The following is a 14,057-nucleotide window of genomic DNA, read 5'->3' as shown; positions in this document are numbered from 1 at the left end:
GGGATGCTGAGCGCATCCCGGGCCTTCCGGCGTGGAGGGACTTCCCGCGGGTGAACGTGCTGTTAGTGCCCGACGGTGAATCGCTGACGCGGATGTGCGTGGTTCTCGATCTCGTCGACAAAGGCCAGGGCGAAGTCGGTACCGGAGATCTCCGAGGAACCGTCGTCTTTGGTCACCAGAATGTCCCCTCCAATCCGGTAGGAGCCGGTGGTCTCACCCGGTGCGAAGGCACCGAAGAGGGCCGCCGGGCTGACGTAGAACCAATCGAGGTCCTCCGGGGCCTGCCGCATTGCCTCGAGGACCTCGGCATGGGATAGGGCTTCGGGCTTCCAGTCGTCGAGGAAATCCGGGGTGTCGACCAGCCGCGGACCGCCATCGGCGACCAGCGAGGAGCCTGCGCCGCCCACGAATGCAAGACGCGCACCGTTCGCGCGCGCGGCGTCGATCAACGCCGGGACATACGTTGTGAGGGGAGCACCGTCAACGTCGGCTCCGTGCACAGCCACAACGAGGACATCGGCGTCCGCCGCAGCCGCGGAGACCACTTCCGGGGCCGCCAGTGACCCGATGCGGTATTCGACGCCGGGCAGCGGCTGTTGCGGTTCATTGCGGGAATAGGAGACTACCTCGTGCCTGCGTGAAACGGCCTCGCGGGCGATGTTCCCACCGGCGTAACCTGTGCCGCCGAAGATGACTACTCGTGCCATGTGCGTTCTCTCCTTGCAGTAGGGAGCCGGCGGTTCCCCGGCGAAGATGGAACCCGCCGCCGAGGCTGTGTATTCCCTTGGTCCTGCAAGCGGCGTTATGCCGGTGGCCCCGCCACTAAATGCGCTTCCACGTGAAGACCACGTGAATCATCGCGGAGAGGCCTGGCTTCCCAGGGCACGTCCCGGTGGAGAAGCGTATCGCCGAAATCGTCCGCTCAGTACTCGGCTGACCCCGGCTGTCTTGCTTCGCCGACAGCACCCGCGACGCGGCGCGGGAACGCTGTCGGCGGGCGGAGGGGGAATTCCGGAACGCGGTGGAGTTTACGGCTACTGGTCCCGTGATCTCGCGATCTGTTGGCGGCTCGGATCGATAACAGTGATGTCCAAAGGCATACGGTTGGCCGGCCGAAGGCGTCCGGCCAGGAGGTTGCGCAGTCCGCGGGTGACCAGCGTCGACCTGGGCACCCTGAACTCGGCGGTATCCGAGGCCACGAGGTCGAGAACAGGACGTGCCGCGGCCTCAGGGCGCTGGCCCCACAGACCGGCAACAATCGGCAGAGCACTCAGCCGCTGCTCGTACCCGGCCTGGGCCGTGACATGTTTCAGAAAATCCGTCATCACCAGCCCGGGGTTCATGCCGTGCACCCGGACGCCGGTGCCCTTGGTTTCCTTGCGCAGGGTCTCGGTGAATTGGCGGACCCAGCGCTTGCTTGACGCGTAGGCATTCTGCAGGGCCACGGGTCCCTGGTCGCCCTGGCCGTAAACGTTGACGAGGTCGCCGTGGCCCTGGGCGAGAAAGACCGGCAATGCGGCCCGCGACCCGTGGAACGTCCCGAGGATGTTCGTGCGGACCACGCGCGTGAAGTCATCCACCGGTGTGGACGCCGTGGGACCGTACACGCCGGAAGTTCCAGCGTTGTTGACCCAGATATCCAGCGTTCCGCAGCTGAGGGCTTTGTCGCGCAGGGCCTCGACGTCGGCTGTCTCACCGGTGTCGCAGCGGCTTCCCGTGACCGCGATACCTTCCGCCGTCAGCCGGTCCACTGCATCAGTGACGTCGGCAGCTGACCTGGACGCCAGCACCACCGTTGCACCCTGACGCCCCAGCAGCCGGGCCACGGCGAACCCAAGACCGCGCGTGGAACCGGTAACGACTGCCACCCGTCCGTGAAGGGTGCCGCTGTGCTTGCTCATCCTTACCTCGTACACACTCTGTCCCGGGAGGGCAAGACACCCGGCCAGCGGTCATGAAATCCATATCCGATTCGCACCGGGTTCCACGGAAACGGCGGTTGCCTGCACGGGTGGTCCTCTTCCGCACCCGACTTGATAGCTTGGGCCGATGAAGCAAACCATGGCCGAGTTGTTCTCCGCGGAGGATCAGTACGCGTACATCATGCTGGTGTGGGCGAGCCGCGCGGAGACACCGGAGGAAGTCGCGGGACGGGCATGGGCCACCATGGGAGTTCTCGAGGACTCGGTTCCCGACGACGATCCCCGGTACCAGGACTTGGCGTGGGTTGCGACTCCCTGGGATGGGTTGGCAGCAGACAATCCTGAGCGCTATGAACTTCCCGCGCCGCGCACCCTGCAGGAACTCACGGCTGAGACACGGCAGCGGGCCAACGTCCGACCGGACGGCAGGTTGAAGGAAGGACTGCCCATCGGCGCTGACCTGACACGGGGCGGTCTCAGCGGCGAAAGCATTGGGTCGTTCTCCGGAAACGTAGGTTCGGGCATGGCCTCCCTCGAAAACAGGGCGACCATCCGTTTCAAACCGGCCTTCCCTACAGGGGACCAGGAAGAACTGGGAACGGTGTTCCGCCGGATCGTCAGCATCTGGCAGCCGGACTGGGCGCTCCTGGATACGCTCCGGACGAGCAGGGAAATCCAGGGATCCCGGGAAACGTATGCTGACTACCTCATCTGGCTTTCAGAAGCGCAGTTTGGTCCAGCGGCACAGCTGAAGGCAGCCACGACTGAGCGTTTCGGTGACGGGACCCTCATAACAGTGAACAACTGGAGCATTGATGGGGTCCGAGCCCTGCACCAGGAGCTGCTGACCGCCGGCATTCCGGCTGTGGACATCACGGAGCCGCTAAATCCGCAAACAGTGCCCCAATTCCCCACGGCCTGACTAGCATGGCGCATGGCCATAAAACTTGAGAACGTCGGAATCTCCGTACGGGACCTCGAATCGGCGATCGCCTTCTTCACCGACCTTGGTCTTGCGGTAATCGGCCGCGACACCGTCAGCGGCGAGTGGACTGACACCGCCGTCGGACTGGATGGAAACCATGCCAACATTGCGATGCTCCAGACTCCAGATGGCCGCGGACGCCTCGAGCTCTTCGAATACATCCGGCCCGAACCGATCGAGAGGGCTCCCATTCATCCAAACGAGATTGGCATGCACCGGGTTGCCTTCTCGGTTGATGACCTGGACGCTGCTCTTGAGACAGCGGCAAAACACGGCTGCCTCCCGCTTCGCGGGGTAGCGACGTACGCGGATACCTTCCGCCTCACCTACCTCCGCGGCCCCAGCGGCATCATCGTGATGCTGGCCGAAGAACTGCAACAGGGCTGACACGGGATTAAACCGCAGCGGCCCATTGCGTGTAGAACTCGGCGCCGCGCAGAATCGGCTTTATGGGCAGGCTCACTTTCAGCTACAACGTCACCCTGGACGGCTGCGTAGACCATCAGGAGGGGATCACCGACGACGAGACCCATGCGCATTACACCCGGCTCTTGGACGAGAGCGGTGCCATGCTATGGGGGCGGACCACCTACGAGTTGATGGAGAGCTACTGGCCGCTGGTCGCCCGCGGTGAGGTGGAGGCGCCGACGGCGATCCGCGAGTGGGCACTCACACTCGAAGACAAACCCAAATACGTCGCGTCAGCAACGCGCAGCGACTTCCCCTGGAATAACAGCCACCTCCTCGACGGTGACTTGGGCGCGGCAGTGCGCGAGCTCAAGGACCAAACTCCCGACGGCGTTCTCCTGGGCAGCGGCAAACTCGCCGCGGCGCTGGACCGGCTGGACCTCGTCGATGATTACAGGTTCCTGGTGCACCCCATGATCACCGGCCATGGGCCAACCCTCTACGGCGGCCTTCTCGACAGCAGCCGCCGCCTGGAACTGATCTCGGCCGAGCCCATGCGCAACGGGGCAATCTCCGTGCACTACCGGCGGGCTGACTGAGCAGCGGCAGCCGGGAACGCCTGCCGCGCTACAGCCGTGCCGGGCAGCTGCCCCAAACTGAGGACTGCGGGCTTAGCTGCTAACGCCCACGGCCTTACCGATGGAATCTGATTCTTCGAGCAGTTCCAGCATGCAGGCAGCCAGGTCCGCGCGGGAAATGGATCCGCGCAGCGTGCCGGATTCGGAAGTCTGCAGTGCCTGCCAGGAACCGGCCGGTTCCTTATCGGTGAGGCCGGTGGGCCGGACGATTGTCCAGTCCAGTCCGGAGTCCTGCACAGCTGCTTCCTGCTCGTTGTGGTCAGCCAGCGGCTTGGCGAGGGCAACTTTCATGGCCACGCGGAGCGGGGAAGGCAGCTGTGACCCGGAATCGCCGGCGCCCAGGGAAGACTGGACCATGAGCCGGCGGACACCCTCGGTCTTCATCGCCTCAATAACGCTGCGTGTGACGGCGGCACGGTGGCGGGGGCTGCCCTTCGCGCCGCCTACGGTGATGACGACGGCGTCCGCACCGGAAATTGCGGACGTTGCAGTTCCTGGATCACCCGCATCTCCGGCGACCACCCGCACCCCTGCGGGAGCCTGTCCGCTGCGGGAAAGGACTGTCACGTCGTGGCCTGCAGCCTGCGCCAGGGAGGCCAGCCGGGCGCCGGTTCCCTTGGAGCCGCCAATGATGGTGAGCTTCACTTGCGTCCTCTTGTCCTTGGATTCCTCAGAGGTCGGGCAAGTAACCCGGCCCCGCTCAGATTTTAGCTCCAGCCGACACCACCCATGGAGTGTGTGCGGGGACACAATAAACCCCCACCATGTCACAAGAGAAGAGTTTGCGGCGTATTGATAATTTCCAGGTTGCAAACGTGTAACAACCGTGTCGCGGCGGGAACCTCGTTGCAAACCTGCCGCTCCGGGCGGTCTACTCTCTTAGTCATATGCGACGAGGCACGCAGGATCTGCGCTGCCCGTGCCTCCGGTAATCCCGCCGGAGACGATGACGCACTGAGAAATAGGAGGCGGAATGCGTTTTGCACGTATTTCCAAAGCAGTGGGTGTGGCGGCTGTTGCCGCTCTCGCACTGAGCGCCTGTGCAGCTAACCAGGGGACCACCGACGGCGGTTCAACTGACAGCGAGAGCACCGGCGGTTCTGTCCGCGTTGTGGAGGTTAACGCCTTCAGCTCGTTCAACAGCGCCACGGCGAACGGCAACGTCGACATCAACGGCAAGATTGCGTACGCCACGCATTCCGGGTTCAACTACATCACCGATGAACTCAAGGTTGAGCCGCTGGAAGACTTCGGCACCTACGAAAAGGTCTCCGAGGATCCCCTCACGATCAAGTACACCGTCAATGAAGGTGTGAACTGGTCCGACGGCGAGCCCGTCGACGCTGATGACCTCATGCTCCTGTGGGCCGTGAACTCCGGTCACTTCAACGACGCCACGCTCAACGAAGAGGGCGAGACGGTCTCCGGTACCACCTACTTCGACTACGCGGGCGACACGTCAGGCCTGAGCCTGACGGACGTTCCCGAAGTTGGCGACGACGGACGCTCCATCACCATGACCTATTCCGAGCCCTTCGCGGACTGGGAAATTGCCTTTGGGGCGATGACCGACGGAGGTGTCCAGACTCCGGCACACGTTGTCGCCGAGAAGGCCGGCCTGGCCGACGGCGACGCGCTGATCGAACTGATCCAGAACACGCCCGCAGGCGACCCGGAAAACCCGGCTCCGGTCAACGAAGAGCTGAAGGCTGTTGCGGACTTCTGGAACACCGGCTTTGACACCAAGTCGCTTCCGTCGGACGCATCCCTGTACCTCTCCAACGGTCCGTTCATTGTCTCGGAGATCGATCCCGAGAACTCCATGACCCTGACCCGCAACGAGGACTACAACTGGGGTCCGGAGCCCAAGATCGACGAGATCATTGTCCGTTACATCGGTGATGCTCCCGCCCAGGTCCAGGCCCTGAAGAACGGTGAAGTGGACATCATTGCTCCGCAGGCTTCGGCTGACACCGTGGACCAGCTCGAAGCCATTGACGGAGTCACCATCAACTCCGGCAACCAGCTGTCCTACGACCACGTTGACCTCAACTTCAGCGGCGTGTTCGCGGACCAGAACGTCCGCACCGCGTTCATGAAGGTCATCCCGCGCCAGGCAATCGTTGACTCGATCGTCAAGAAGCTCAACCCGGATGCAGCTCCGCTGGATTCGCAGATCTTCCTCTCCGACCAGGACGGCTACGAAGAGTCCGCCTCCAACAACGGCTCCTCCGAGTACGCCGACGTCGACATCGAAGGCGCCAAGGAACTGCTCGCGGGTGCAACCCCTGAAGTACGCATCATGTACAACAAGGACAACCCCAACCGTTCCGATGCCTACACGCTGATTGCACAGTCTGCCTCCGAGGCCGGCTTCAAGGTCGTCGACGGCGGCCTGGGCGCCTCTGACTGGGGCTCCGCCCTGGGTACCGGCACCTACGATGCCTCCATCTTCGGCTGGATCAACTCGGGCGTTGGCGTGACCGGCGTTCCGCAGCTCTTCAAGACCGGGGCCGCTTCCAACTACAGCGGTTTCTCCAACCCGGAAGCTGATGCCCTCATGGATCAGCTCATCCTTGAGACGGACACCGAAAAGCAGAAGGAACTGCAGATCCAGATCGACAAGATGATCTGGGACTCCTCGTTCGGCCTGCCGCTCTTCCAGTCGCCCGGCGTTGACGCACACAGCGACAGCATCGGCGGAATCAACTCCTACATGCCGAACCAGACCGGTGTGTGGTGGAACTTCTGGGAATGGGAAGTTCAGGACTAATCCTTAGCTGCAACAGCTAAGCATTACCCGCAGGGCGCCGGGGCCTTTACGGTCCCGGCGCCCTCGCTTTTCCCCTACCCCCACGGCAGCGTATGAGTGATTGGGATTACCCAAATTCCCCGCACTTATGACCTGCACTACACTTCAGCGAGTGCCGGGAGAACCCCCGGACCCGTTCTAATGAGGCTGACACTCTATGGTTACCTATATTGTCCGGCGGCTTTTGACCGCCGTGCTAATCCTCTTCGGGGCTTCGTTCCTGGTCTATCTCCTGACAGCGGCGTCAGGTGATCCCCTGCAGGACCTCCGCGAAAATCCCGCACCAAACCGTGACGAACTGATCCGGGCCCGCACAGAGCTCCTGGACCTCGATGTCCCGGCGCCGCTGCGCTACTTCTACTGGCTCGGCGGGGCCGTCAAGTGCCTCGCTCCGTTCGCGGCCACCTGCGACCTGGGTCAGAGCATCCAGGGCGAGCAGGTCACGGATGCACTGGCACGCGCCATGGGCGCCACCATCCTGCTCGTCACCACCGCCACGGTCCTCGCCATCATCGTTGGCATTTCCCTTGGCATCATCACCGCCCTGCGCCAGTACAGCTCCCTGGACTACGGCGTGACCTTCATGGCGTTCCTGTTCTTCTCCCTGCCAATCTTCTGGCTGGCCGTGCTCCTGAAGGAGTACGGAGCCATCGGCTTCAATAACTTCCTGGCAGATCCGCAGATACCACTGTCAGTGGTCCTGAGCGTCGGCGCAGCCAGCGGCCTGATCTGGGTTGTGTTCGCCGGCGGAAGCCTGCGACGCCGGGCGGTGGCCTTCGCGGGCGGCTTCGCGGTTGCTGCCGGGCTGCTCTATGTCCTCGGAGCCACCGGCTGGTTCGCTACGCCGAGCCTCGGCCCGGTTGTGATCGCCGTCACCGGTGTTGCCATCGCCTACGGGGTGACCCTGCTCACGGCCGGACTGAAGAACCGCAAGGCCCTCTACTCGGCACTGATCACGGTCGCCCTGGGAATCGTGGCGTACTACGCCGTCCAGCCGCTGCTGAACGCAGCCACCTGGCTGATGATCCTGCTGCTGGCAGTGGCGACCGTCGCCGTCGGCTGCCTCATCGGTTACCTCATGGGAGGCTACGATCGCGGCCAGAGCATGCGAAGCGCGTCGCTCACCGGACTGCTGGTAGGCGGACTGATTGTCCTGGACCGCTTCATGTACGCCTGGCCGTCCTACATGGATAACTCCCGGATCCGGGACCGGCCGATCGCGACTGTCGGTGCCTCGACCCCCGGGCTGAACGGGGACTTCTGGATCAGCGGCGTGGATACCTTCACCCACCTGCTGCTGCCTACCATTGCGCTGCTGCTCGCCTCGCTGGCCAGCTACAGCCGCTACTCCCGCGCGTCCATGCTTGAAATCATGAACATGGACTACATCCGCACCGCACGGGCCAAGGGCCTTTCCGAGCGCACCGTGGTCATGCGGCACGCGTTCCGCAACGCCCTGATTCCGCTGGCCACCATCGTGGCCTTCGACATCGGCGCACTGATCGGCGGTGCGGTCATCACCGAACAGGTCTTCGCCTTCAGCGGCATGGGCCAGCTGTTCGTCCAGGCACTGCACCGTGTTGATCCCAACCCGATCATGGGCTTCTTCCTGGTGACCGGCATCCTCGCGCTGGTCTTCAACCTGGTGGCAGACCTCATTTACACCGTCCTTGATCCGCGCGTAAGGGTGAAGTCATGAGCACTACGTATTCCGCCGAAACTCCCTCCAACCCGCCGGGAACAGAACCCGATGCCACCCCGAAGGCGAAGACCAAGGGCCTTTCGCAGGGACAGATAGTCCGCAAGCGCTTCTTCGACAACACCGCGGCGATCATTTCGCTGGTGGTCTTTGCGCTGATCTGCATCCTGGCGTTCAGCTCCATCGGCTTTGCAGGCATTCCCGGCTGGTGGAAATACGACTACCGTCAGTTCACCGAGCAGGTCAACGGCGGTGCCCCGACTTTCGTCAACCTCTTCAACTGGGGCGAGCACCCCTTCGGGCAGGACCGCATTGGCCGTGACATGTTCGCCATGACCATGCGCGGCACCCAGCAGTCAATCATCGTGATGTTCCTGGTGGGCATCATCGCCTGCATCGTCGGCTCGGTCGTCGGCGCGGTAGCCGGCTACTTCCGCGGCTGGGTCGAAGCCGTGCTCATGCGCCTGACCGACGTCGTCATCATCATCCCGATCATCGTTATGGCTGCAGTCCTGGGCCAGATCGCCAACCGCCTGGTGGGCGCCGGCATCGGCGTCATCCTGCTGGGCATTTTCCTGGGCCTGGCAACGTGGACATCGCTGGCGCGCCTGGTCCGCGGCGAGTTCCTCTCGCTGCGAGAACGCGAGTTCGTGGATGCCGCCCGCATTGCCGGCGCTTCCAATAACCGCATCATCTTCAAGCACATCCTGCCCAACGCCGTCGGCGTGATCATCGTGAACACCACGCTGCTGATGTCCACGGCCATCCTGCTGGAAACCTCGCTGAGCTACATCGGTTTCGGCGTGCAGCCGCCGGACACATCGCTCGGCCTGCTGATCAGCCAGAACCAGGAGGCATTCCAGACCCGCCCCTGGCTGTTCTGGTGGCCCGGCCTGTTCATCGTGGCGATCTGCCTGTGCATCAACTTCATTGGTGATGGACTGCGCGACGCCTTTGACCCGCGGCAGAAGAAGTTCAACGCCAAGAAGGTCAAGACCAAGACAGCCGGCAACTAATGGGAACGATTTGCGCCGAAGCGGGGCTGGCCGTCCTAGGCCAGCCCCGCCAGGGCGAACAGCACAGCTGCAGCTGCAGCCAGGCCCAGGAGCCAGCGCCAGTTGAAGCTCACCGCGGCGCGTGCGGCGTCGGTCTGGTCGGGATCGATCCGGCCGGCATTGACCAGGACTTCCCAGCGTTCGCGGACCAGGCGGGCAGCCTGGCCGGAGTCCGTGTTGCTGAGGTCTCCCGGGCGCACCGAACCGCCGGCACCGTAGGTGGTGCCGGGAAGGTTCCGCAGGTGTTCGGGTTTGCCCGCATGGGTGCCCCAGACACCGGGAGCGGGCGCAGCCCACGCCGTGTAGGAACCCTTCGGGGTCACGAGCTTCAGCGCGAACTTGGTATCCACATGGATCAGCGCGGCCCACGGCACCTCAACGGTCCGGAACGGATTGTCCAGCCGGACGCCGCTTTCGGATACCCGCACGCTGGGATACCAGAACAGCCACGCCGCGGCCAAGGGAATCAGGAGCAGGGGAGCGGTGGCCACAACGCCGCCGACGCCGCTGGTCCACGCAGCGGAGAGAACCGCCGCACCCGTGAGGGCAACGGCAATACCCACGAACCACTTGGTGGTTCGCGGACGGAAAACTTCGGTCACGGGCTCGCTCTGCGGGTTCGGCATACCCCAATCGTTACAGCATTTTCAGGCGCCTCCGTAATCGGTCCGGTAATCCGGGACCGGCGCGCAGCCTGGACGGAAGGAAACCACCGCCATGACTGAAACCATCAGCACACCGCAGGCGAGTTCCACGGGCCGGCCGCCGGTCCTGGAAGTCCGCGACCTCTCCGTCGACTTCGGCGTGGACAAGGAATGGGTCCCCGCCGCCATCGGCCTGAACTACCACGTCAATGCCGGCGAGGTCCTGGCGATCGTGGGCGAATCCGGCTCCGGCAAGAGTGCCAGCTCGATGGCTCTGCTTGGCCTGCTGCCGAAGAACTCCCGGGTAACCGGCGAGGTCCTGCTGGACGGCGAGCCGCTCCTTGGCCTGTCCCAGCACAAGCTGCGCCAGGTGCGCGGCAACGACGTCGCCGTCATCTTCCAGGAACCCATGACGGCTCTGAACCCCGTCTACACCGTGGGATTCCAGATCGTGGAGACGCTGCGCCTGCACAATGAACTCTCACCGGATGAAGCCAGGAAGCGCGCCCTGAAGCTCCTGGCCATGGTTGAACTGCCGGACCCGGAAAAGGCCTTCAAGTCCTACCCGCACCAGCTCTCCGGCGGCCAGCGGCAGCGTGCCATGATTGCGCAGTCCCTGTCCTGCGATCCGAAGCTGCTGATCGCCGATGAGCCCACCACTGCGCTGGACGTAACGGTGCAGGCTGAAATCCTGGACCTCATGCGCAACCTGCGCAACAAGCTTGACTCAGCCATCGTGCTCATCACCCATGACATGGGCGTGGTGGCAGACCTCGCTGACCGGATCGCCGTGATGCGCCACGGCGTCATTGTGGAGACCGGCACGGCCAAGGAGATTTTCTCCAATCCGCAGCATCCCTACACCCAGGCTCTCCTTGAATCCGTGCCGCACCTGGGCCAGGGCACTGACGGTGCCGGCGACGTCGACGTCGTTGCCGCGCTGGCAGCCGCCACTCACGTGGACCTTGAATCCGTGGACCGGGCTGAACTCGAGAGGCGCGAGGCGGAAGTCCTCTCCGGCCTCCGGGCCGACGCCGCCGCGCAGGTGGATGCAGCCGGCGGCGAACCCGTGCTCGTCCTTGAAAACGTTGCCATCGAATACCCGAAGCAGGGCCGTGTGGCAGCCTTCCGTGCCGTCGAAGGCGCCAACCTGCGGCTCCTGCCCGGTCAGGTCATGGGGCTGGTGGGCGAATCAGGTTCCGGCAAGACCACCATCGGCCGCGCCGCCGTCGGGCTGTTGCCTGTCGCCGAAGGCGAACTGCGGGTGGTAGGGACTGACATCTCCGAGCTGAAGCCCAACTCCAAGGCCATGCATGCGCTGCGCCGCCAGGTAGGCATGGTCTTCCAGGACCCGTCATCCTCGCTGAACCCCCGGTTGCCCATCGGTGAAAGCATCGGCGAGCCGATGTTCCTGGCCGGTGAAGCCAAGGGCGCTGCCCTGCAGCAGCGGATCGAGGAACTGCTGGACCAGGTGGAACTGCCCCGTGCCTACCGGAACCGTTACCCGCATGAGCTTTCCGGCGGCCAGAAGCAGCGCGTGGGCATTGCCCGGGCCCTGTCGCTGAAGCCCAAGCTCATGGTGGCGGACGAGCCGACGTCCGCGCTGGACGTCTCGGTGCAGGCCAAAGTCCTGGAGCTGTTCCAGAACCTGCAGCGCGAGCTCGGCTTTGCCTGCCTGTTCGTGACGCACGACCTCGCGGTGGTGGACGTCCTGGCCGACCATATCTGCGTGATGCGCAGCGGGCGGATTGTTGAGCAGGGCACGCGTGACCAGATCCTGCGGAACCCCCAGGAGGAATACACGCAGCGCCTCATTGCGGCTGTGCCGCTGCCGGACCCGGACAAGCAGCGTGAGCGCCGCGAGCTTCGAGCCAAACTGCTGTCCTCGTAGGCAATACACGGGCAGCGCTTATGCAGGAGGACCCTCCCCGGAGGGTCCTCCTGCATAAGCGATGTGATTTGTCCACCATTGCGCGTGGCAAACCTAACATCGTCCTCAAATCGTTATATGAGGCACTGCGTCGATATACTTTTTACACGGGGGACGGGCTTCGAAGGCACCTGAACAACAGGTAGCTCCGGCAGGCGTGTCCCCTTTTGGTTGCCCGGAAACCCCGGGAACCGAGGACCATATGCTGAGGTCCGGGAAAGAGCCATGGGGCCCTACCATCAGCTGCTGCCCGGACATCAGCGCCGGAAACCAGACACCGGCTTCCTTTCTATCCAGGAGGCGGAATGCGTTTACAGCGCGTATCCAAGGCTGTCAGCGTGGCGGTGGTCGCCGCCCTTGCGCTGGGAGCCTGCGGCGGAGGAAGCGAGACCCCAAACTCCGCTGCTACCACTACGAGCATTACGGCCAACGGCACCGAGCCGCAGAATCCGCTGCTCCCGGCCAACACCAATGAGGTGGGCGGCGGGCGGATCATGGACCTTCTGTTCGAAGGCCTGCTGAGCTACGACGCCGACGGCAAGACAGTAAATGAAATTGCCGAGTCCATCGAAACCGAGGACTCGCAGCACTACACCATCACCCTGAAGGACGGAAAGACCTTCTCCAACGGGGAACCTGTCACGGCATCATCCTTCGTGGATGCCTGGAATTTCGGGGCTGCAGCCAAGAACGCGCAGCTGAACTCGTACTTCTTCGAGAGCATCGAAGGCTATGACGAGGTCAGCGCGGAAGGCGCAACCGCAGAAACCATGAGCGGCCTGCAGGTCCTGGACGAGAAGACCTTCACCGTCACGCTCTCGCAGCCGGAATCCGACTGGCCGCTGCGCCTGGGCTACACGGCCTTCTACCCGCTGCCCGCCGAAGCCTTCGAGGACCCGGAAGCGTTCGGGGAAAACCCGGTAGGCAACGGCCCCTACATGCTGGCCGGGGAAGATGCCTGGCAGCACGAGGTCCAGATCGAGCTGGTCGCCAACCCCGATTACACCGGCACCCGGGTTCCGCAGAACGGCGGGGTGACGTTCAAGTTCTACTCCTCTTACGACGCCGCGTACGCAGATCTGCAGGCGGACAACCTGGACGTCCTGGACCAGATGCCTGCGGCTGCCCAGAAGACCTTCAAGTCCGACCTCGGAGAGGGCCGCTACTCGGAGAAGCCGACCGCACAGAACCAGACCATCACGATCCCCGGGTACCTTGAAGAGTTCTCCGGCGAAGCAGGTGCGCTGCGGCGCCAGGCCATCTCCATGGCCATCAACCGCCAGGAGATTGCAGACGTCATCTTCACCGGCTCACGCGAGCCCGCCGCGGACTTCACCGCCCCGGTGATCGAAGGCTTCGACACGGAGCTGGCCGGTTCCGAGGTGCTCGCCTACAACCCCGGGCGCGCCAAGGAACTGTGGGATGAGGCCGAAGCCATTTCCCCGTGGCCTGAAGGCAAGGCCTTCACCATCGGCTACAACGCCGACGGCGACCACAAGGAGTGGGTCGACGCCGTCTGCAATTCGCTGAAGAACGTCCTCGGCGTGGAAGCACAGGGCAAGGCCTACTCCACGTTTAAGGAACTGCGTTCGGATGCCACGGCGAAGACCCTCAGCGGAGCCATCCGCACCGGCTGGCAGGCGGACTACCCGTCGCTGTACAACTTCCTCGGCCCGCTCTACGGAACGGGCGCGGGGTCCAATGACGGTGATTACTCAAGCCAGGCATTTGACGACCTGCTGGCACGAGGCCTGTCGGCTGCCACCGCTGAAGAAGGGGCGGCCATCTTCAACCAGGCCCAGGAGGTCCTTCTGCAGGACCTTCCGGTAATCCCGCTGTGGTACCAGGTATCGCAGACCGGCTGGAGCAGCACCGTCACTGACGTGGAAACCGGCTGGAACGGCGTGCCTGTGTACTACAACATCGCACGCAAGTAATCCCGGCCGGCGTGCCCGCGGCCGTTT

The 14,057-nt window shown here is 63.7% G+C and carries 12 protein-coding genes; 8 read left to right on the top strand and 4 right to left on the bottom strand.

The genetic code is table 11. The annotated features are described in order from the left end of the window. Positions 1–62: 62 nt before the first annotated feature. Both ITX31_RS06645 and ITX31_RS06640 read right to left on the bottom strand, forming a co-directional pair. Entirely contained in the window at positions 63–707 is a 645-nt protein-coding gene (locus ITX31_RS06645; RefSeq protein WP_194782685.1) for an NAD(P)-dependent oxidoreductase, read from the bottom strand. A 327-nt stretch (positions 708–1,034) separates the two neighbouring features. After that, entirely contained in the window at positions 1,035–1,901 is an 867-nt protein-coding gene (locus tag ITX31_RS06640) for an SDR family NAD(P)-dependent oxidoreductase (protein WP_194782684.1), read from the bottom strand. Positions 1,902–2,049: 148 nt separating this feature from the next. On the opposite strand from ITX31_RS06640, the gene ITX31_RS06635 reads away from it, so the two are divergent. The 3 genes from ITX31_RS06635 to ITX31_RS06625 all read left to right on the top strand — a co-directional run bounded on the left by ITX31_RS06635 (position 2,050) and on the right by ITX31_RS06625 (position 3,914). After that, positions 2,050–2,844, top strand: coding sequence for a hypothetical protein (locus ITX31_RS06635; protein ID WP_194782683.1), 795 nt, complete (start codon positions 2,050–2,052; stop codon positions 2,842–2,844). Positions 2,845–2,856: 12 nt separating this feature from the next. Further along, the gene (locus tag ITX31_RS06630; RefSeq protein ID WP_194782682.1) at positions 2,857–3,294 is read left to right on the top strand and encodes a VOC family protein; all 438 of its coding nucleotides are present in this window, start codon (positions 2,857–2,859) and stop codon (positions 3,292–3,294) included. Positions 3,295–3,356: 62 nt separating this feature from the next. Next, the gene (locus ITX31_RS06625) at positions 3,357–3,914 is read left to right on the top strand and encodes a dihydrofolate reductase family protein (RefSeq protein ID WP_194782681.1); all 558 of its coding nucleotides are present in this window, start codon (positions 3,357–3,359) and stop codon (positions 3,912–3,914) included. Between the two features lie 72 nt (positions 3,915–3,986). On the opposite strand, the gene ITX31_RS06620 is transcribed toward ITX31_RS06625, so the two are convergent. Beyond that, the gene (locus ITX31_RS06620; RefSeq protein ID WP_194782680.1) at positions 3,987–4,598 is read right to left on the bottom strand and encodes an NAD(P)-dependent oxidoreductase; all 612 of its coding nucleotides are present in this window, start codon (positions 4,596–4,598) and stop codon (positions 3,987–3,989) included. 328 nt (positions 4,599–4,926) lie between these two features. Between ITX31_RS06620 and ITX31_RS06615 the strand changes: the two genes are divergently transcribed. The 3 genes from ITX31_RS06615 to ITX31_RS06605 all read left to right on the top strand — a co-directional run bounded on the left by ITX31_RS06615 (position 4,927) and on the right by ITX31_RS06605 (position 9,480). Then, positions 4,927–6,726: an ABC transporter family substrate-binding protein gene (locus ITX31_RS06615; protein WP_194782679.1), complete on the top strand. Its 1,800-nt coding sequence runs from the start codon at positions 4,927–4,929 to the stop codon at positions 6,724–6,726. Positions 6,727–6,922: 196 nt separating this feature from the next. Then, positions 6,923–8,464, top strand: a complete 1,542-nt coding sequence (locus ITX31_RS06610; protein WP_194782678.1) for an ABC transporter permease — start codon at positions 6,923–6,925, stop codon at positions 8,462–8,464. Then, positions 8,461–9,480 (top strand): ABC transporter permease, encoded by a 1,020-nt coding sequence (locus ITX31_RS06605; protein WP_194782677.1) that lies wholly within the window; start codon positions 8,461–8,463, stop codon positions 9,478–9,480. Before ITX31_RS06610 ends, ITX31_RS06605 begins: the two co-directional genes overlap by 4 nt. 35 nt (positions 9,481–9,515) lie before the next feature. On the opposite strand, the gene ITX31_RS06600 is transcribed toward ITX31_RS06605, so the two are convergent. Continuing rightward, entirely contained in the window at positions 9,516–10,145 is a 630-nt protein-coding gene (locus tag ITX31_RS06600) for a PH domain-containing protein (RefSeq protein WP_194782676.1), read from the bottom strand. Between the two features lie 91 nt (positions 10,146–10,236). Between ITX31_RS06600 and ITX31_RS06595 the strand changes: the two genes are divergently transcribed. Together ITX31_RS06595 and ITX31_RS06590 are read left to right on the top strand one after the other, a co-directional pair. Beyond that, positions 10,237–12,054 carry an ABC transporter ATP-binding protein gene (locus ITX31_RS06595; RefSeq protein ID WP_194782675.1) on the top strand — a complete coding sequence of 606 codons (1,818 nt, stop codon included), beginning with the start codon at positions 10,237–10,239 and terminating at the stop codon, positions 12,052–12,054. Positions 12,055–12,398: 344 nt separating this feature from the next. Continuing rightward, the gene (locus tag ITX31_RS06590) at positions 12,399–14,030 is read left to right on the top strand and encodes a peptide ABC transporter substrate-binding protein (protein WP_194782674.1); all 1,632 of its coding nucleotides are present in this window, start codon (positions 12,399–12,401) and stop codon (positions 14,028–14,030) included. Positions 14,031–14,057 lie beyond the last annotated feature (27 nt).

It is taken from the genome of Arthrobacter gandavensis (assembly GCF_015355785.1).
In the GTDB taxonomy this organism is placed as follows: Bacteria; Actinomycetota; Actinomycetes; order Actinomycetales; family Micrococcaceae; genus Arthrobacter_B; species Arthrobacter_B gandavensis_A.
This window is presented reverse-complemented; position numbering and strand designations above follow the sequence as displayed.